Source organism: Thermohalobaculum xanthum (assembly GCF_016623495.1).
Classification (GTDB): Bacteria; Pseudomonadota; Alphaproteobacteria; order Rhodobacterales; family Rhodobacteraceae; genus Thermohalobaculum; species Thermohalobaculum xanthum.
Map to the genome: position 1 here is coordinate 44,877 of NZ_JAEHHL010000015.1, position 17,326 is coordinate 62,202.

General features: G+C 67.2%; 17 protein-coding genes. 7 read left to right on the forward strand and 10 right to left on the reverse strand.

What is annotated here, in order from left to right:
• Positions 1 to 75 precede the first annotated feature (75 nt).
• Positions 76 to 1,149, forward strand: a complete 1,074-nt coding sequence (locus H0I76_RS18330) for a phosphatase PAP2 family protein (protein ID WP_200613360.1) — start codon at positions 76 to 78, stop codon at positions 1,147 to 1,149.
• Between the two features lie 3 nt (positions 1,150 to 1,152).
• On the opposite strand, the gene H0I76_RS18335 is transcribed toward H0I76_RS18330, so the two are convergent.
• Together H0I76_RS18335 and dapD are read right to left on the reverse strand one after the other, a co-directional pair.
• Positions 1,153 to 1,494 (reverse strand): hypothetical protein, encoded by a 342-nt coding sequence (locus H0I76_RS18335; protein ID WP_200613362.1) that lies wholly within the window; start codon positions 1,492 to 1,494, stop codon positions 1,153 to 1,155.
• Entirely contained in the window at positions 1,487 to 2,332 is an 846-nt protein-coding gene (gene dapD / locus H0I76_RS18340; protein ID WP_200613490.1) for a 2,3,4,5-tetrahydropyridine-2,6-dicarboxylate N-succinyltransferase, read from the reverse strand. Before dapD ends, H0I76_RS18335 begins: the two co-directional genes overlap by 8 nt.
• A 226-nt stretch (positions 2,333 to 2,558) precedes the next feature.
• On the opposite strand from dapD, the gene H0I76_RS18345 reads away from it, so the two are divergent.
• A complete protein-coding gene (locus tag H0I76_RS18345; protein ID WP_200613364.1) occupies positions 2,559 to 3,377 on the forward strand; it encodes an LOG family protein in 819 nt (272 codons plus the stop codon).
• 16 nt (positions 3,378 to 3,393) lie between these two features.
• On the opposite strand, the gene H0I76_RS18350 is transcribed toward H0I76_RS18345, so the two are convergent.
• From H0I76_RS18350 to H0I76_RS18360, 3 genes are all read right to left on the reverse strand, one after another.
• Positions 3,394 to 4,341 (reverse strand): esterase-like activity of phytase family protein, encoded by a 948-nt coding sequence (locus H0I76_RS18350; RefSeq protein ID WP_200613366.1) that lies wholly within the window; start codon positions 4,339 to 4,341, stop codon positions 3,394 to 3,396.
• Complete coding sequence (mepA, locus tag H0I76_RS18355) at positions 4,338 to 5,219, reverse strand: penicillin-insensitive murein endopeptidase (protein WP_200613368.1); 882 nt, start codon at positions 5,217 to 5,219, stop codon at positions 4,338 to 4,340. The genes H0I76_RS18350 and mepA overlap by 4 nt, the downstream gene beginning before the upstream one ends.
• Positions 5,220 to 5,300: 81 nt before the next feature.
• Positions 5,301 to 6,368 carry a flagellar motor switch protein FliM gene (locus tag H0I76_RS18360; RefSeq protein ID WP_325166484.1) on the reverse strand — a complete coding sequence of 356 codons (1,068 nt, stop codon included), beginning with the start codon at positions 6,366 to 6,368 and terminating at the stop codon, positions 5,301 to 5,303.
• Positions 6,369 to 6,440: 72 nt separating this feature from the next.
• On the opposite strand from H0I76_RS18360, the gene H0I76_RS18365 reads away from it, so the two are divergent.
• The 5 genes from H0I76_RS18365 (at position 6,441) to H0I76_RS18385 (ending at position 12,355) form a co-directional block, all read left to right on the forward strand.
• Positions 6,441 to 7,343 carry a flagellar motor protein MotB gene (locus H0I76_RS18365; protein WP_200613372.1) on the forward strand — a complete coding sequence of 301 codons (903 nt, stop codon included), beginning with the start codon at positions 6,441 to 6,443 and terminating at the stop codon, positions 7,341 to 7,343.
• 72 nt (positions 7,344 to 7,415) lie between these two features.
• Positions 7,416 to 8,723 carry a flagellar hook protein FlgE gene (locus H0I76_RS18370; RefSeq protein WP_200613375.1) on the forward strand — a complete coding sequence of 436 codons (1,308 nt, stop codon included), beginning with the start codon at positions 7,416 to 7,418 and terminating at the stop codon, positions 8,721 to 8,723.
• 26 nt (positions 8,724 to 8,749) lie between these two features.
• Positions 8,750 to 10,216: a flagellar hook-associated protein FlgK gene (flgK, locus tag H0I76_RS18375; RefSeq protein WP_200613378.1), complete on the forward strand. Its 1,467-nt coding sequence runs from the start codon at positions 8,750 to 8,752 to the stop codon at positions 10,214 to 10,216.
• A 3-nt stretch (positions 10,217 to 10,219) separates the two neighbouring features.
• The gene (locus H0I76_RS18380; protein WP_200613381.1) at positions 10,220 to 11,236 is read left to right on the forward strand and encodes a hypothetical protein; all 1,017 of its coding nucleotides are present in this window, start codon (positions 10,220 to 10,222) and stop codon (positions 11,234 to 11,236) included.
• Between the two features lie 18 nt (positions 11,237 to 11,254).
• Positions 11,255 to 12,355 (forward strand): flagellar basal body P-ring protein FlgI, encoded by a 1,101-nt coding sequence (locus H0I76_RS18385; protein WP_200613384.1) that lies wholly within the window; start codon positions 11,255 to 11,257, stop codon positions 12,353 to 12,355.
• 134 nt (positions 12,356 to 12,489) lie between these two features.
• Here H0I76_RS18385 and H0I76_RS18390 read toward each other — a convergent pair whose 3' ends face one another.
• From H0I76_RS18390 to rplQ, 5 genes are all read right to left on the reverse strand, one after another.
• Complete coding sequence (locus H0I76_RS18390; RefSeq protein ID WP_200613386.1) at positions 12,490 to 13,527, reverse strand: RluA family pseudouridine synthase; 1,038 nt, start codon at positions 13,525 to 13,527, stop codon at positions 12,490 to 12,492.
• 10 nt (positions 13,528 to 13,537) lie between these two features.
• Positions 13,538 to 13,924: a fluoride efflux transporter CrcB gene (crcB, locus tag H0I76_RS18395; RefSeq protein WP_200613387.1), complete on the reverse strand. Its 387-nt coding sequence runs from the start codon at positions 13,922 to 13,924 to the stop codon at positions 13,538 to 13,540.
• Positions 13,921 to 15,234 carry a replication-associated recombination protein A gene (locus tag H0I76_RS18400; RefSeq protein WP_200613388.1) on the reverse strand — a complete coding sequence of 438 codons (1,314 nt, stop codon included), beginning with the start codon at positions 15,232 to 15,234 and terminating at the stop codon, positions 13,921 to 13,923. The genes crcB and H0I76_RS18400 overlap by 4 nt, the downstream gene beginning before the upstream one ends.
• 5 nt (positions 15,235 to 15,239) lie before the next feature.
• On the reverse strand, positions 15,240 to 16,649 hold the full coding sequence (locus tag H0I76_RS18405; protein ID WP_200613389.1) for a Do family serine endopeptidase: 1,410 nt from the start codon (positions 16,647 to 16,649) through the stop codon (positions 15,240 to 15,242).
• 181 nt (positions 16,650 to 16,830) lie between these two features.
• Positions 16,831 to 17,256 (reverse strand): 50S ribosomal protein L17, encoded by a 426-nt coding sequence (rplQ, locus tag H0I76_RS18410; protein ID WP_200613390.1) that lies wholly within the window; start codon positions 17,254 to 17,256, stop codon positions 16,831 to 16,833.
• Positions 17,257 to 17,326 lie beyond the last annotated feature (70 nt).

Here is a 17,326-nt window from a genome sequence, read left to right on the forward strand (position 1 = left end):
GGCTCGTGAAAAGTGGCAGGGCAGTTCGATATGGCCGAGAACCACCTTAGCCGGATCACAGGAACGCGACCCGGGGTGCGCGATGGTCTGGCACATCCGGCCGGAGCAGTCCTGCGCAGCCTGGCGCTGCCCGCAGCCTTCGTTCTGAGCTATGGCGTCCTTGCCAAGCTTTCCCTCGGCTCCGTCGTCGGGCAAGTTGGGATTAAGACCTCCAACATCCTTACCGTCGTTCAGACCATCCTTCCGCTGTTCGTCGTGGCGGGAGCGCTCTATGGCACGGTCGCGCTTGCGCTGACTGACACGGGCGAGAGGCCGTTCAAGCGCGTCTGGCGTTGGATCCGACGCACGCCCTTTCTCGAGATCATTGCCCTGCGATTGTTGCCGGCGCTCACGCTCTTCATCGCGTTCCAACCGCTCTTCCTCGCGGTGAAGCAATCCATCCCCGACATCGTGCCGTTCTCGTGGGATCCCCTGTTTGCGAGCCTCGACCGATCGTTGTTCCTTGGCACCGATCCATGGGTCTTCAGCCATGCGTTGCTCCCGTCGGCCGTGGCAACGAAGGTATTCGACCTGTGCTATTCGGCGTGGTTCTTCATCATGCTGATCACCTATGTCGCTGCCAGCGTGATGCGGCTGTCGAGCATCCTGCGGATGACCTTTCTCACCGCGTTCTTTCTCAACTGGATCCTTGCGGGCTCGGTTGCCGCGATCCTGTTCTCTTCCGCGGGGCCGGTCTACATGGACCGCCTCTTCGGCATCGCGGATTTCGAGCCGCTGATGGCACGCCTGCATGCGCAGGGCGACGTGATGGAGATCTTCGCGTTGAACGTGCAGGAGGCGCTCTGGCAGGGCTATGCGGACCCCAACCACCCCCCGACCGGGATCTCGGCCTTTCCGTCGATGCATCTGTGCATCTCGATGACGGTGACGCTGTTCTGCTTCAGGCTCGCGCGGTGGCTCGGTGCCGCGATGGGCGTCTTCACCCTGGTGATGCTTGTGGCCTCGGTCCATCTCGGCTGGCACTACCTGGTGGACGGGCTTGCCGGGATCGCGCTTTCAGTCGCCATCTGGAAGCTGAGCGCGTTGCTTTCTCGCCGATGGCTCGCGCGCTGGCCCGCCCCTGGGCCGAACGCGGTGCCGGGCGGTTGAGGGTCACTCGGTAAAGGTCGTCACCTGAGCCACGATCACGGCATTCTCGGCAAGGGCGCGATCCATCAGGTCGAGGTCGTCCGGCCCCGGAACGAACCCGTCTGGCGCATCGCGCGTGCCATAGCTTTCCACCTCGAGCGGCGACAGGCCCGCCTCTTTCAGCACGCGAACCGTTTCGTCGACCGCGTTGCGCTCGGTCCTCCCCGAGGCGTAGCACATCAGGGCCGCGCCCGTTGCACCCTCGGGAAGGCCGTCGCCCGCGACCCGGCCGACTTCCACGACCAGGATGTAGACCTGCTCGGGCGCCTTGGGCTTGGCGGGCTTGGGCTCGGGCGCGTCAGTCACGCAGCAACTCGTTGATCGAGGTCTTGGACCGTGTGCGCTCGTCGACACGCTTGACGATCACCGCACAGTAGAGGCCCGGCCCCGGGGTTCCGTCGGGCATCGCCTTGCCCGGCATCGTGCCGGGAACGACCACGGAATAGGGAGGCACCTCTCCGATGAAGGTCTCGCCGGTGGTGCGGTCGATGATCTTGGTCGAGGCCCCGAGGAAGACGCCCATCGAGAGGACCGACCCCTCGCGCACGATAACGCCCTCGGCCACTTCCGAGCGCGCGCCGACGAAGCAGTTGTCCTCGATGATGACGGGGCCCGCCTGCAAGGGCTCGAGCACGCCGCCGATGCCGGCGCCGCCGGAGATGTGGCAGTGCTTGCCGATCTGTGCGCAGGACCCGACGGTGGCCCAGGTATCGATCATCGTGCCTTCATCGACATAGGCGCCGAGATTGACGAAGGACGGCATGAGGACCACGCCGGGCGCGATGAATGCCGAGCGGCGCACGACGCAGTGCGGAACGGCCCGAAAGCCCGCGTCGCGCCACTGGTTGTCCCCCCAGCCGGCGAACTTCGAGGGTACCTTGTCCCACCATGTCGATCCCCCGGGGCCACCCTCGATCGGCGCCATGTCGTTGAGGCGGAAGCTCAGGAGCACGGCCTTCTTCGCCCATTGATTGACCACCCAGTGGCCGCGGGGGTGCTTCTCGGCGACGCGAAGCTCACCCTTGTCCATCAGGCTCAGCGCGCTCTCGACCGCGTCGCGCACGGCTCCCGTGGTGGCCGGGGTCACGTCGGCGCGCGCCTCCCAGGCAGCATCGATGGTGGCTTCGAGGTCGGCACGGCTCATCGTCGTCTCCTTCATCGCGGCGGGCGTCGTCCGGGAGAGGCTATAGGCAAGACCGAGGGTGCGGGCAATGGTCATCCGCGCGGCCGCCCTTACACGTGCGATCGCGCGGGATTCCGGGCAAATCGATCGTGAAGGGGGATGCAGCGAATGCCGGAACCATCTAGAAGGTGGGAAAATGGTTGCCCGCCGAGGCGGCCCATCCATCGAGGCAAGTCAGGCGGAAAGCATGAGAAAGACCACCCCGTCGCAGCGCGTCTTTCCCTCGGCCGACGAGGACAAGAGCCGCGCAGGACATGTCGCCAGCACCCCGCAGGCGCTCTCTCCGGCATTTCGTCTCGCCTTCGCCGACCCCGACTTCCTGGGGCGTGACGAGCTGCGCCCGGTGCGGCTGCAGCTGGAGCTCCTCAAGCCCGAGCTGGCGATGGGGGATCTGGGCATCACCTCGACCGTGGTCCTGTTCGGCGGCGCGCGGGTGCCGCGCCCCGGTGACGCGGTGCCGCCCAAGCGGGAATGGCTCAAGCGCTTCTACCAGGAGGCGCAGGACTTCGCGCGGCTCGTTGGCGGCGAGTGCGTCCGGCGCGGGGGCGGCGAGCTTGTGGTCGTCACCGGCGGTGGCCCCGGTGTCATGGAGGCCGGCAACCGCGGCGCGCACGAAGCGGGCGCGCCCAGCATGGGCTTCAACATCGTCCTCCCGCATGAGCAGGAGCCCAATCACTACGTGACGCCCGAGCTGAGCTTCAATTTCCACTATTTCGGCATCCGCAAGATGCATTTCCTGATGCGGGCGCGCGCGATCGCCGTCTTCCCCGGAGGCTACGGCACGCTGGATGAGCTGTTCGAGACCCTGACGCTGATCCAGACCCAGCGCATGCGCCCCCTGCCCGTGCTGCTCTTCGGCTCGGATTTCTGGGACGACATCGTGAACTGGCAGGCGCTGGTCGATGCAGGGACCATCGCGCCCGAAGATCTCGACCTCTTCCACTTCGTCGACACCGCCGAGGAAGGATGGGCGCATGTGAAGAGCGCACTCGGCATCACCGAGTGACGCGCGCGGGCAGCGCTCAGCGCGTGACCACGAATTCGAGAAGCAGCGTCCGCTGGAAAATGTTGAAGTTGTCGTCCGACAGGAGCCACAGGCGCAAAACGCCCTCGCCATCGGTCCAAAGCGCGACTGCCTCGATATTGTCGATCCCCGTGCCGGCGCCAAAGCTCGCGAGGGTGTCGCCTGCTCCGTCCACGGGAAGCGGCGGCGTACCAGCCAGCCGGTGCCGGCGGACCCGAATGCTGAACCCCGTGAACAGCGAGAAATCCCTGAGGGTGACATAGAGCATCCCGTCGGGCCCCACCGCGGCATCGGTGACGACATGCGGGCGTGGAGTGTCGATAGCCCCACGCGCGATGAAGCGGCCGCCCGGATCAAGCACATAGAGGGGCGTGCGCCCACCACGGGAGACCTCGGGCATCGCAAGCAGCACCCCACTGGTTGCCGCGAGCGCCTCGATGCCACCGTTGGACGGAAGCCGCTCGAAATCGGGCACCGTGATCGGGGCGCCCATCACCCCGTCGGGTGTCAACGGCGCGATCCGGTGGTCGCGCTCGAAGGCCGCGTAGATCTGGCCATCGAGGCGCGTGAGCGCCTCGGCGTCACCCCCTTCGTTCCCGGGGTCGGTTCCATCTGACTCCTTCAGGCGAACGAGCCGGCCATCGCTGAACGAGAGGTCGGATCCGGAGCGCGCAAATCGTGCCGTGACCATGACGCCACGGTCGCTGACGGCAATCAGCGAACCGTCATCGACAATCAGGCCGGAGAACCCGCCGAAGCGGCGCAAGTTTCCCGTCAATTCCCAAGCCCCCGACAGCACCAGCCCGTCAAGCCGATCGGCGACCACGCTCGTCGGCTCGGCATGGATCTCGACCGCGCGTGGGCCTCCGGAGCGACCCGGACCGGGAATAGTGAGGAGAACGAGCGCGAGGACGAGGCAGGCTGCGCGCATGCGCCAGGACGTCATCGCGCAATTACGGCGCTGCATGCCTGCGGAAGGTCGGCAAGGGTGATCTCGCGCGGGCGTGTCGGCTTGTCCGACGGCTTCGGGTTCAGAGCCTCGTCCGAGAACCACCAGGCCAGTTCGTCGCCGCAGCCATCTCCCGCCGGAACCGGATCCTGGGGTTGGCATTCCCCGGCGCCATTCGGGCAGGCGAGGCGGACGTGGAAATGCGCGTCATGTCCCCACCAGGGCCTGATCCGGGCAAGCCAGTCACGATCCGCATCGGCCGGCTCCGCGTCGCACAGAGCCTGCTTGATAGCGGCGTTCACGAAGATCCTCGCCACGGCGGGGTCGGTCGCTGCTGCCCGCAGGATGTTATGATGCTGCCGGGTCCAGTCGCCCGTGACGCCGCGCCGGTCGCTCCGCACCACGTTGATCGACGAAAGCTGCTCGCGATCCGCCCGGGCAAGTTCAAGGGTCTTGGCGGGACGCAGCCAGATATCGATGTCGAGCCCGATCTGATGCGAGCGGTGACCCGACACCATCGGCCCCCCGCGCGGTTGACTGATGTCGCCGATATAGAGCCCCGCCCAGCCATTTGCGCGCGCGCTGTGCGAAAGCCGCTCGATGAAGGCGATCGCTTCGGGATGCCCCCAGTTGCGGTTCCGGCTGAGCCGCATCGCCTGCCAGCCTGGCCCGGTTTCGGCCAGCTCGACCGCGCCGCCGATGCAGCCCGCTGCATAGCCGCCGATCGGCGCCGGCGGCTCGGCACTCGGCGTTGATGCCGCACCGAAAAGCACCTTCGCGGGCTCTGCCCCGGCAAGGCCTGCCGGTGCCACCGCAAGGCACGCCGTCACCACCGCGATCGCTCCCGCGCGCCTGCGCAATGCGCCCTTCAGCATGATCTACCCTCGCCGAGTCCACCGATCTCCGAGAGTATGCCCGCCCCCGGCGGCGGCGCAAAGTGCGCTAAGCAGACCGCGTCACTCGGCGGGCTCGCGTGCCTCCATAGCGCGCCGCAATGGGGCGAGAAAGCGCGCGTCGGGCGGCCCGGACAACCGAATCGCCTTCTGCCGATCGCATGCACCGAGCTTGCCCGTGCAGAGCGTTACCGGCCCGTCGCTGGTGGCGGCGCGCAACGCGACGTGCTCGAGCCCCCCGGCTGGAAGCTCCAGCACATTGCCCTCGCGGAAGCCGCTTATCTCGGAAAGCGAGAACCGGCCCAGCGAAATCGACGCGCACATGCTGAGCGGCATTGCCAGCACCTGCGACATCATCTGATCCGCCCAGAGGCCCTGAGCCGGGTCGGATTCGCGCTGGGCCGCGATCATTGCGCCCTTCAGGGGTTCGAGCGTCGCGGCGGGCAGCACGAAATCGAGCCCTGCCCCAAGCTTGTCGTCACCGACGTGAAAATTGAGCTTGATCAGGAACATGTCGGACGCGTCCGGAGCGATCCGTACCGTGCCGGGCGCCTGCTCGAAACGGGTCGGCCGCGCCACGCCGAGCGCCGATGCACCACAAAGCTCCCTCACCGCCTCGTCGAAGCAGCGCGCAACGAGTTCGACGAAGCGTCCGTAGAGAGCAAGGTCGATCGAGGTCAGCGCCCGCGCGAAATTCGCCTCCTCGAAGCTGCCGTCGCCGCCGAGGTAGATGTCGAGCAGCTTTCCCAGAAGCCGCGGGTGCGCCTTTACCAGTCCCGCCCCCTGGGTCGCCGGGAAGTTGAGAACATAGATCGCAGACGGCGCATGAAGGCCCTTCAGATAGTCCCCGTGCCGCATGACCTCGTATCCGTATAAGGACACGTCGATCTCCCGTTGCAATGCCTCGCGGGTACGCATCGAAGCGATCGACGCGAAGGTCGAGCAGAGTGGTTCCATCGGCGGAAACCCGCCAAGCCGCATTTTCGGCCCACGCAACTTGCGCGACAGGACGCTGACCTGATCCTCGATTCGTGCCGCCATCTCTTGCCCGGTCCCCGCTCCAGCTCGATGCGACCGACGAATGGTGCCGGAAGCTCTCTCCCGAGGGTCTCGCACGGCGGCGATTGCCATGCGGTTAACCCTGACGACTAACGGCCCGCTAAGGGATCGGCGCCAAACTCGCGGCAAAGTCCGGAGGGATCAGTGTCCAATCGCGAGACGGCGCAGCCACTCATCATTCGCAGGTCGATCAAGCGCGAGACAGCGCATCACGGCGGCGCATGGAAGGTCGCCTACGCCGATTTCGTTACGGCGATGATGGCCTTCTTCCTGCTGATGTGGCTTCTGAACGCGACTTCCGAGGAACAGCGCAAGGGAATCGCCGACTACTTCGATCCGACCCTGCCGATCAGCCGGACCTCGGCGGGCGGCACGGGCATGCTGTCAGGTGACAGCATTTTCAGCACCAGCAGTCTTGCGGCGATGAAGGATCACGGCGTCAGGCGGCGTCCGAACGATCCTTCGGCCGATCCTGATGGCGCCTCCGAAGTCGGGCCGACACACGAGCAGTCGCAGGCACCACAGTCCGACGACCTCGCGGCGCGAACGCCCGAGCCCACCCGCCCCCTTCACGACGCCCGGGCCGAGGAAGAACTTGAGCGCCAGATCGAAGCGGCGCTCGAAGCGATCGATGACCCGACCATACGCCGCCATTTCCGGCTGAGGGTAACGCCCGAGGGCCTTGTCATCGAGATCGTCGATCTGTCCGAGCGCCCGCTCTTTCCAGCCGGTTCGTCCGAGCCCAGCGCCGTGCTGCGCACCCTGCTGAGCATCCTCGTCCCGCTGGTCGAGGAAACGACGAATGACATTGCCATTGTTGGTCACACCGACTCCCTGCCCTACGGCGGCGGCGGTGCATACACGAACTGGGAGCTGAGCACCGATCGCGCCAATGCCGCGCGGCGCCTGATGGCGACGCTCGGGCTTGCTCGGTCGCGGATCGCTCGGGTGAGCGGCATGGCCGACACCGATCCCTTCGACGTTGACCCGTCGGCGGCGCAGAACAGGCGCATCGCGGTTGTCCTGCTGCGCGAGACGCGCCGTTAGCCGGATCTCAACTCTCGCCACGGTATGGCCGAGACAACACAACCTGATCAGAATGAGTTGCGAGGTAGAATCATGAGCCTTTCGTCGTCCCTCGGCGCCGCGGTCGCCGGCCTTCAGGCGAACTCGACGCGCCTTGCGGTAATTTCCGACAACATCGCGAATTCCTCGACGCCGGGATTCCGCCGCGCCGATGTCGACTTCGCATCGCTCGTCGTCTCGGGGTCGAGCAGCGTCTTTTCTGCCGGCGGCGTCCAGGCGGCCGCGTACCGCGATGTCGCCACGGCAGGCGCCCCGATCGGGACGACCAACGCCACCGACATCGCGATCACCGGGCGCGGCATGCTTCCCGTCACGCTCGCAACGGCGGTCGATCAGCCGGCGAGCCAGCGGCCCTTCCAGCTGACCGGCACCGGGTCGTTCTCGCTCAACGACGAGGGTGTTCTGGTGACCCGTTCGGGCCTCGCACTGCTCGGTTTTCCGACCGATGCCTCGGGCCAGGTAGCCGCCGGGGTGGTTCGCGATGGTCCGACAAGCCTCGAGCCGGTGCGGGTGAGCAATGCCCAGATTGCGGCCGAGCCCACCTCGCTGATCAAGCTGGGGGCGAACCTGCCAGCGACCGCGACGGACGCGGGCGCGAGTGGTGCGCCGTTCACCACAACGATCCCCTATTACGACGGGGTCGGGCGCGAGAACCGGCTTACCGTGACCTTCACGCCAATCGTTCCGGCGTCGGGAAGCAGCAACACCTGGACCGTGAGCTTCGACGACAGCGCAGTTGGCGCCACTAACCCGATCGCCGAGCTGTCGGTCACCTTCGATGACTCGCCTGCCGGCCGAGGCGCCGTGGATACCGTCACCGTGATGAGCGGCGCGACCTACTCGGCCGCGAACGGGGTCGCGACGATCGCGACCGGCGCGGGGCCGATCGACGTGGTGGTCGGGGCCGCGGGGGTCGAGGGCGGCCTCACCCAGCTTGCCGCCAGCTTCACTCCGACCGGGGTCACCTCAGACGGCGCGCGCGCCGGGATCTTCACCGGCCTCGAGCTCGACAACGATGGAACCCTTTTGGGCGTCTACGATACGGGGCAAAGGCTGGCCCTGTACCGGATCCCAGTGGTCGACGTGCCAAACCCGAATGGTCTGACGGCCGTGGACAATCAGGCGTTCACGATCTCGTCCGAATCGGGTCGCCCCTTCCTTTGGGACGCGAACACCGGCCCGGTCGGCGGGATCAGCGGCTTCTCCTCGCAACAGAGCACGGTCGACATCGCCAAGGAGCTGACGAACCTCATCCAGACCCAGCGCGCCTATTCGTCGAACGCCACCACGATCCGAACCGTCGACGAGATGCTGCAGGAAACCACAAACCTCAAGCGCTGAGGCGCTGAACAAGCGCGGAGAATGCCATGTCGATCTCCTCAGCCTTGCAGAGCGCCATCAGCGGGCTCGGCACGAATTCCCGAATGCTCGAGGTCGTGTCGGACAACCTGGCCAACCAGCTCACCGATGGCTATGCCGCGCGTTCGACGGTGCTCGGTTCGGTCGCCGGCGGGGTGGGCGGCGGCGTGCGGGTCGTCTCGGTCGAACGCGCGACGGATCCCGAACTCACGGCCATGCGGCGCCATGCCGATGCCGAGGCCGCACGCGGCCAGGTGCTCGCGGACGCGGCGCGGACACTCGCCTCGGCTCTGGGCGAGACCAGCGAGGCTGGAAGCCTGATCGATCGTCTCCGGTCCTTCGAAACGGCGCTTGGGGCGCTTGCCGACACACCGGAATCGGCGCCCCGGCAGAGCGCCGCCGCGATCGCGGCGGCTGATCTCGCGGCGAGTTTCGTGACCATCTCGGACCGAGCCAATGATCTCAGGAACAGCGCCGATGCCGCCATTGCAGCCGAGGTCGAGGGGATCAACACCGCGCTCGGCGAGATCGCCCGGCTCAATCGCCAGATCCAGGTCTTTACCGCAACGGGGCGCGAGACGGGCGCGCTCGAGGATGAACGCGAGCGTCAGATCGATCGCGTGGCCGCGGCGCTTCCCGTGCGCGAGACGCGCCACGACGATGGCCGGATCGAGCTTAGAACCGAACAAGGGCTCACCCTGGTCGACACGCGCGCGCACCTGCTCGAGTTCACGCCGACGCCGGTCATCTCGCCACAGATGAGCTATGCTGGCGGCACCGGTGCTCTTTCCGGGCTGATGCTCGGAGGCGTGGACATTGCGCCGGGAAGCGGCCGCGCCCAGTCGATTACCGATGGGGGCCTTGTCGGCCTTTTTGCCGTGCGTGACGCGGAGGTCCCTGCGTTTCAGGCAAAACTCGACGCACTTGCGATGGACCTGATCCGGCGCGGCGATCTGGGGGGCCTGGATCCGACGACGCCGCCAGGTGCGCCCGGGCTGTTCACCGATGCCGGAGCAGCGTTCGACCCGGCAAACCTGACCGGTCTCTCTGGGCGCATCGCGCTTAATCCTGCGGTCGATCCGAACGCCGGAGGAGACCCCGCGCGCTTGCGCGACGGGCTGGGTGCGGGAGCCCCGGGGCCGTCCGGCAACGACACGCTTCTGCGCGCGCTCTCCGACGCCTTTGCCGAGCGGACCGATGCATCGGACGTGCTCGGGCTGAGCGGCCAGTTGAGCCTGGACGGACGCATCGCCGGCGTCATGGAACTGACCGCGAGCACCCGCGTCGCCCGCGAAACCGAGTTGGGCGCCCTCTCGGCGGCACGGACGACGCTCGCGGCACAAGAGGGTCGGGAACGCGCGGTCAACGAAGATGCGGAACTCGCTCATCTCCTGCGCATCGAACAAGCGTTCGCAGCCAATTCCCAGGTGATCCAGGCCGCGGCGAGAATGCTGGACGAACTCACGAGGATCTGAGCAATGAATGGTTTCCAGACGGGCTTTTTCTCGCAGCCGCGGATGACGACGCTCAGCCGGGTGATCGCGGATCTGCGCGAGCGCGGCGATGACGCGCAAAGCGAGGCCGTCACCGGGCGCCCCGCCGACCTGGCCGAGCGGCTCTCTGGTCGGGTCGCCGAGACGGTGACGCTGTCGGGCGCAATCGACCGGCTGGCCGCATACAACGAGACCATTGCCCTGACAGAGCTTCGCGCCGACATCGTCTCGCAAAGCCTTGGTGAATTGCGCCAGATCGCGACGGATCTCGCGAACAGCGCCGAAACGGCAATGGCGAGCAATCTGCCCGAAGCGCGATCCGCTCTGTCCGACACGGCGAGGGCGGCATTGGAACGTGCGGTCGCGGCACTCAACCTCTCGGCAGGAGGGCGGTCCGTTTTTTCGGGCGACGAGCCGGACAAGACGCCGCTCGCGGCGGCCGCCGAGTTCCTGTCCGCCGGCGGTGCGCTGCTTGCTGCGGCACCGACTGGTGCGCTCGCTCACAACGGCCTCCTCGCGGGCTTCAGCGATCCCGCCGGTGTGTTCAGCGGATCGCTCTACACCGGCGGCACCGGATCATCGCCGCGCGCGGCCATCTCGGCGGGTGAGGTCGTTTCACTTGATGTCCGCGCCGACGCGCCCGAACTCCGCGAGGCGATGGCCCATGTCGTCGCGCTTGCCAAGGCGTTCGACGGCAGCTTGCCGCTGGACCGCGCGGAGGCAGACGTCCTGGCCGAGCGCGCGATCGCAGGGCTTCGTGCCAGCGCGGGCGATATCGCACAGCTCGAGGCGCGCGTCGGAACCATCCAGGAGCGGGTCGCCACGACCAAGGCGCGCAACGCGGTCGAGGAAGCCGGGTTCGCCATTGCCCTCGACGAGTTGAGCCGGGGAGATGCGGTGGGAGCCGCTTTGCGCTTCAATGCCATCGAAGGGCAGATCGAGACACTCTTCGCAACCACGGCAAGGCTGTCGGGCATCTCGCTCGGCGCCTTCCTGCGCTGAACCTGGGCAGGCCGCAGAATGCGTGCTCGCCTCATCCTGCTTCTGCTCGTGGTACTGGTCGTGCCGTCCCTGTCGGCCGCAGGATCCCGCATCAAGGACCTGGTCGAGATCGAAGGGGTGCGCGGTAACGATCTTGTCGGATATGGCCTGATCGTCGGCCTGAACGGAACCGGCGACAGCATCCGCAACGCCCCCTTCACTGAGGAGGCGTTGCAGAACCTGCTGGAACGGCTGGGTGTCAATGTCAGCGGCGAGGACTTTCGCTCGCGCAATGTCGCGGCGGTCATCGCGACGGCGACACTGCCGCCATTCGCGCGTGCCGGGTCGCGCATCGACGTCAATGTCTCGGCCATCGGTGATGCCAAGAGCCTGCTGGGCGGCACGCTCGTCATGACTCCACTGAACGCTGCGGACGGCGAGATTTATGCGGTCGCACAGGGCCCCATCCTCGCCGGCGGCATTTCGGCCGAGGGCCAGGCCGCATCGACGCAGATCGGGGTCCCGACGGCCGGGTCTCTGCCGGGCGGCGCGCGCGTAGAGCGCGAGGTCGGCTTCGATTTCGACACGATGCATCACATCCGCCTGGCACTGCGCGAGCCCGACTTCACCACTGCCGAGCGGATCGAGAGCGTGATCAACGCGCAAATGCGCCGTGGCATCGCCCGCATGCAGGACAGCGGAACCGTCGAGCTCGATGTCGGGAGCTCCGGCCTCGCGCCGGCGCGGCTGATCAGTCTGATCGAGGGATTGCCGGTCACGCCCTCGCGCAAGGCACGCGTGGTGATCGATCAGCGGTCGGGAACGATCGTGCTGGGGGCCGACGTTCGCATCAGCCAGGTCGCGGTTGCCCAAGGCAATCTCACCATCCGTGTGACGGAAGCGCCGGTCGTCTCCCAGCCGAACCCCTTCGCGGATGGCGAAAGCATCATCCTGCCGCAGACGGACCTCCAGATCGACGAGCAGGCCGGCAACCGGCTGGGGGTCGTCAGGGCAAACATCACGCTCGCTGATCTCGTGAGTGGGCTGAACGCGCTGGGGGTAGGGCCGCGGGACATGATCGACATCCTCAAGTCGATCCACGCGGCCGGGGCGCTCCATGCCGAACTGGTCGTCCACTAGCGCCTGACCAAACTAGTGCCGCCAACCATGCACAGGATCGAAATGCGCAGCCTTGGGTGCCGTCAACTCGCGCCAGAAGCAGCATACCGCGCTTGGCTGGCCTGCTCAGCAGGCCGCAACCAGAGCCCCGCGGGTCACTCGGGAAAAACGGGATCCGGCAAATCGGCGAAGTCCCAGCCAAAAAACTCCCAGCTGCGCGCCATATGATCCGGCAGCGGCGCGGAGAACGTCATCCGCTTGCCGCTCACCGGATGCGGCAGCGCGAGACGCGCCGCGTGCAGGTGGAGCTTGCGGCTCAGCGCCTGGCCCAACCCCGCTCCCCAGCCCTCGCCGCGGTTCTCCTGCCGGCTGCCACCATACTTTCCGTCGCCGGCGATCGGGTGCCCGATGGCTGCCATGTGCGCGCGCAGCTGGTGTGTGCGCCCCGTGACGGGCCTGAGCGCCACCCACGCCGCCCGGCTTCCTGCATGCTCGATGACCCGATAATCGGTCACCGCATGGCGCGCGCCCTCGACGTCGTCGACCTCGTCGGGATGCAACGTCTTCATGCGCGCAGCCTTCCCGCCGGTCGGAGACTTGGCCAGCGCGAAGCGGATCGTCCCCATCCCGGGCGACGGGGTCCCGGCAACCAGGGCCACGTAGGTCTTTTCGACGGCACGCGAGCGGAACGCACGCGCGAGCGCCACCGCCGCCTGGCCCGTGCGCGCGAGAACCAGAAGACCCGAGGTGTCGCGATCAAGCCGATGCACCAGGCGCGGGTCGTCGTCGCGTCCGAACCGCAGCACGTCGAGCATCGCGCCAAGATGAAGGTGCTGCCCGGTCCCCCCCTGAACGGCAAGACCCGCGGGCTTGTTGAGGACCAGCATGTGATCGTCGCGATAGATCACGGCGCGTCGAAGGGCTTCCCGATCGGCCTTCGTGACATGCGTCTCGGGCTCAGGCTCGGGAGGCGCGGCTGGCGCGGCCTCCGGCAGCGGCGGGACCCGTACGCTCTGGCCGGGCGCGACACGGCTCGACGCCTTGGCCCGGGCGCCATCGATGCGAAGCTCGCCCTTTCGGCACATCTTCTCGATGCGCCCCTGGCTCAGCTGCGGAAACTGACGCCGCAGCCAGCGGTCGAGACGCTGCTCGGCCTCGTCCTGACCAACGACCAGATTCTGGACACCACTCATGCTGCCTCGCTCAGGAAATTGCCGCCCGCGTCAGCATCATGCCGAGCGCGAGGCCGATGATCGACAGCAGGACCGAGGACGTCACATAGCCGGTCACGGCAAGCCAGCGCTCCCGCTCGATCAGTTGAATGGCGTCGAGGGAAAAGGCGGAAAAAGTCGTGAAGCCGCCGAGAACACCCGTCATCACCAGCGGCGCCAAGCGGTCGCCCGCCGCGGGCACCCGCTCGACGAGGAGCGTCACCACCATCCCCATTGCAACCGACCCCAGGACGTTCACGATCAGGGTGCCCCACGGAAACGCCGGGCCCAGAACCCGGAGCGCCGCGTTCACCACCAGAAACCGTGCGCTCGCGCCGACAGCGCCGCCAAGCGCGACAAGAACCAGCTTCTCGATCAATCGCCCCCCCTTTCGCGCCGCAGACGTGCAAACCACTCGATACGCTTACGCATCTCGCGCTCGAAGCCGCGCTCGACCGGGTGGTAGAACTCGGACCGCTCCATTCCGGCCGGAAAATAGTTCTGACCCGAGAACGCGTCGGGCGCGTCATGGTCATAGGCGTAATCGCGGCCGAAGCCCATCTCCTTCATCATCCGGGTCGGCGCGTTGAGGATATGGTCCGGCGGTGGCGCCGATCCGCTCGCCGCCGCCGCGCGCCGCGCCGCCTTGTACGCCGAATAGGCCGCATTCGACTTGGGCGCGAGCGCCAGGTAGATCACGGCCTGCGCGAGCGCGAGCTCCCCCTCGGGCGAGCCGAGGCGCTCGTAGATCTCCCACGCCATGACACAGTGCTGCGCCGCGGCCGGGTCGGCCAGGCCGATATCCTCGACCGCCATGCGGGTGATCCGGCGCGCAAGATAGCGTGGGTCCTCGCCCGCCTCGAGCATGCGCGCAAGCCAGTACAGCGACGCATCCGGGTCTGATCCCCGGACGGACTTGTGAAGCGCCGAGATGAGGCCGTAATGGCCATCGCCGGTCTTGTCATAGAGCGCCGCACGCCGGTTGAGGCGCTTTGCGATCGTGGCGGCGTCATGCGGGCCGGCGCCCAGGCGGTAGGCCTGTTCGGCGAGGTTCAGGAGCGCCCGGCCATCGCCCTCGGCCATGCCGATCAGTGCGGCGCGGGCCTCGTCGGTCAGTGGCAGCGTGCCTTCCGAAGCCTCGGCGCGCGCCAGAAGTTCGCCGAGGGCCGCATCATCGAGCGCCTGAAGGCGCAGCACCTGCGCACGCGACAGGAGCGCCGCATTGAGCTCGAACGACGGGTTCTCGGTCGTCGCGCCCACCAGCGTGATGATGCCGGCCTCCATCAGGGGCAGGAAGGCATCCTGTTGCGCCTTGTTGAAGCGGTGGATCTCGTCGACGAAGAGGACCGTCCCCTGCCCCGTCGAATACCGTGCGCGCGCTGCATCGAAGACCTTCCGCAGGTCCGCGACACCGGCGAAGATCGCGCTGATCTGGACGAAGGCGAGCTTCGTCTCGTCCGCCAGAAGCCGGGCGATCGTCGTCTTGCCAACGCCCGGCGGCCCCCAGAGGATCAGGGAGCCGAGATCTCCGGCGGCAAGCATCGCCCCGATCGGACCCTCGGGCCCCAGCAAATGATCCTGCCCGACGACATCGGCAAGCTGGTTTGGACGCATCCGGTCCGCCAGCGGACGCGGTCCGTCGCGCGTCGGCGCTTGCGGCTCGTCCTGGGCGCCGAAAAGGTCGGGCATGGCGGTCAGCCCCGAACCGTCAGGTTGCCGCGGCGACCGCCACGGATCACCTCGATGACGATCTCGCCACGCGCGTTGGCGAGCTCGGCGGCAAGATCTGCGCTTCCCGAGATCTCTCGCCCGTTGATCGAGCGGATGACGTCGCCCCGACGCAATCCGACCCTCGCGGCCGGGCCATTGGCGCCCATGACCATCACCCCGCTTGCGGAGATCGGAAGCCGCGCCTCGGCGATCACCGCCGGGTTGATGGTGACGATGTCGAGCCCCGTGAAACGGCCAGACCTTTCCAGGACCATCCGCGCGCGCGGCGGGCTCTCGGGTGCGGGCTCCAGTTGCAGGCGGACGAGCTTTTCCTGGCCGCGGGAGAGATACTCGATGTCGACCTCCTGGCCGATCCCCCGCGTTGCCGCGCGGAAATCGAGTTCGCCCGGCGTGTTGACCCGAACGCCGTCGATACCAAGGATCACGTCGCCGGGAATGAGGCCGGCCTCGGACAGTGGGCCTTCAGGGTGGATCTGCTCGATCAGGACGCCCGACGGAACGGCTAGGCCCAGCGCCTCCGCGAGGTCGCCGGTCACTTCCCGCCCCACAATCCCCAGCCAGGGACGGGCCAGCCCCTCGGCACCGCTGAGCGCCGCCTCGATGACCCGACCGACGAGGTTGGCCGGGACGGCAAAGCCGATTCCGATGGATCCGCCCGTCCGGCTGAGGATTGCGGTATTCACGCCAACCAGCCGCCCCTTCATGTCGACGAGCGCGCCGCCCGAGTTGCCCGGATTGATCGCAGCGTCCGTCTGGATGAAATAGCCCTGCCGGCTCGCCGCGCTGCCAGCGGAACGCGCCAGACCCGAGATGATTCCACTCGTCACGGTCTGGCCGACGCCGAAGGGGTTCCCGATCGCGAGGACAAGATCCCCTACTTCGAGCGTGTCCGAGTCACGAAGCTCCAGTGTCGGCAATCCGCTCGCGCCTTCAAGCTCAAGCACGGCCAGATCGGCGGCCTCGTCGGTGAAGATGACGCGGGCCTCGAACTCGCGGCGGTCGTGGAGGATGACCGTGATCTCGTCGGCGTCGCCGACGACGTGGTTGTTCGAAACCACCAGGCCATCAGGATCGACGATCACGCCAGAACCGAGCGAGTTCTCGACGCGTCGGCGCTGTGGCGTCTGCCTGCCGAAGAATTCGCCGAAGAACCGCTCGAAGAACGGATCCCCGGCAAACGGGCTGGCGCGCCCTGTCACGACCTTGCGCGTGTAGATGTTCACCACCGCCGGCGCGGCCTTTTTCACCACGGGCGCGAAGGAAAGCGTGATCTCGGCCCGCGTCTGCGGGACCTGCTGCGCGCCCGCCGGCATCGTCAAGCCGAACAGGGCCGCCAGAACCGTCACCGCAACAAGAGCATCCCGAACACGCATGGGTCCCATCTTTCGTCCAATCCCGCGCCCTGCAATCTATGAGCAGCACCGTGGCAGGCCAAGAGCCCGAGGCGGGTGTCGCCGACGCCGGGCATGGCGAAATCGCGGCGTTCATGGGCTGCTCAAGCAAAAAGGCGGCCCCAGGGGGACCGCCTCGCAAGCTACCGGAACGCTGTTGCGCTCACTCTTCGGCAGCGGCGGCCTCCTCGGCGGCGACACGCGCGTGGTCGGCCGCGCCCTTGGCGTCGACGTCGCGGTCGACCAGCTCGATAATCGCCATCGGGGCCATGTCGCCATAGCGGAAGCCGGCCTTGAGGACGCGGGCATAGCCGCCCTGGCGGTCCTTGTAGCGCTCGCCGAGCGTGTCGAAGAGCTTCTTCACCGCCGCGTCCTGCTGCAGCTTCGACGCCACGAGGCGCCGGGCGTGCAGGTCGCCGCGCTTGGCGAGCGTGATGAGCTTCTCGACATAGGGCCGAAGCTCCTTCGCCTTGGGAAGGGTCGTCTTGATCTGCTCATGCTCGATCAGCGAGCAGGCCATGTTTGCGAACATCGCGCGGCGATGCTCGGCCGTGCGGTTCAGCTTGCGGTGTCCACTACCGTGACGCATGTCGTCTCTCCTTGGTCCTTATGCTTTGTCTGGCCGCCCTTGCGTGGAAGCGGCCTCCTTGGGGCACCAT

Bases quoted from the DNA above. Each gene is read 5' to 3' on its own strand.
- H0I76_RS18390 (WP_200613386.1), bottom strand. From the start codon at position 13,527: ATGAGTGGTGTCCAGAATCTGGTCGTTGGTCAGGACGAGGCCGAGCAG.
- H0I76_RS18350 (WP_200613366.1), bottom strand. From the start codon at position 4,341: ATGACGTCCTGGCGCATGCGCGCAGCCTGCCTCGTCCTCGCGCTCGTT.
- mepA (WP_200613368.1), bottom strand. From the start codon at position 5,219: ATGCTGAAGGGCGCATTGCGCAGGCGCGCGGGAGCGATCGCGGTGGTG.
- flgK (WP_200613378.1), top strand. From the start codon at position 8,750: ATGTCGATCTCCTCAGCCTTGCAGAGCGCCATCAGCGGGCTCGGCACG.
- dapD (WP_200613490.1), bottom strand. From the start codon at position 2,332: ATGAGCCGTGCCGACCTCGAAGCCACCATCGATGCTGCCTGGGAGGCG.
- H0I76_RS18385 (WP_200613384.1), top strand. From the start codon at position 11,255: ATGCGTGCTCGCCTCATCCTGCTTCTGCTCGTGGTACTGGTCGTGCCG.
- H0I76_RS18370 (WP_200613375.1), top strand. From the start codon at position 7,416: ATGAGCCTTTCGTCGTCCCTCGGCGCCGCGGTCGCCGGCCTTCAGGCG.
- rplQ (WP_200613390.1), bottom strand. From the start codon at position 17,256: ATGCGTCACGGTAGTGGACACCGCAAGCTGAACCGCACGGCCGAGCAT.
- H0I76_RS18400 (WP_200613388.1), bottom strand. From the start codon at position 15,234: ATGCCCGACCTTTTCGGCGCCCAGGACGAGCCGCAAGCGCCGACGCGC.
- H0I76_RS18345 (WP_200613364.1), top strand. From the start codon at position 2,559: ATGAGAAAGACCACCCCGTCGCAGCGCGTCTTTCCCTCGGCCGACGAG.
- H0I76_RS18405 (WP_200613389.1), bottom strand. From the start codon at position 16,649: ATGCGTGTTCGGGATGCTCTTGTTGCGGTGACGGTTCTGGCGGCCCTG.
- H0I76_RS18380 (WP_200613381.1), top strand. From the start codon at position 10,220: ATGAATGGTTTCCAGACGGGCTTTTTCTCGCAGCCGCGGATGACGACG.
- H0I76_RS18360 (WP_325166484.1), bottom strand. From the start codon at position 6,368: ATGGCAATCGCCGCCGTGCGAGACCCTCGGGAGAGAGCTTCCGGCACC.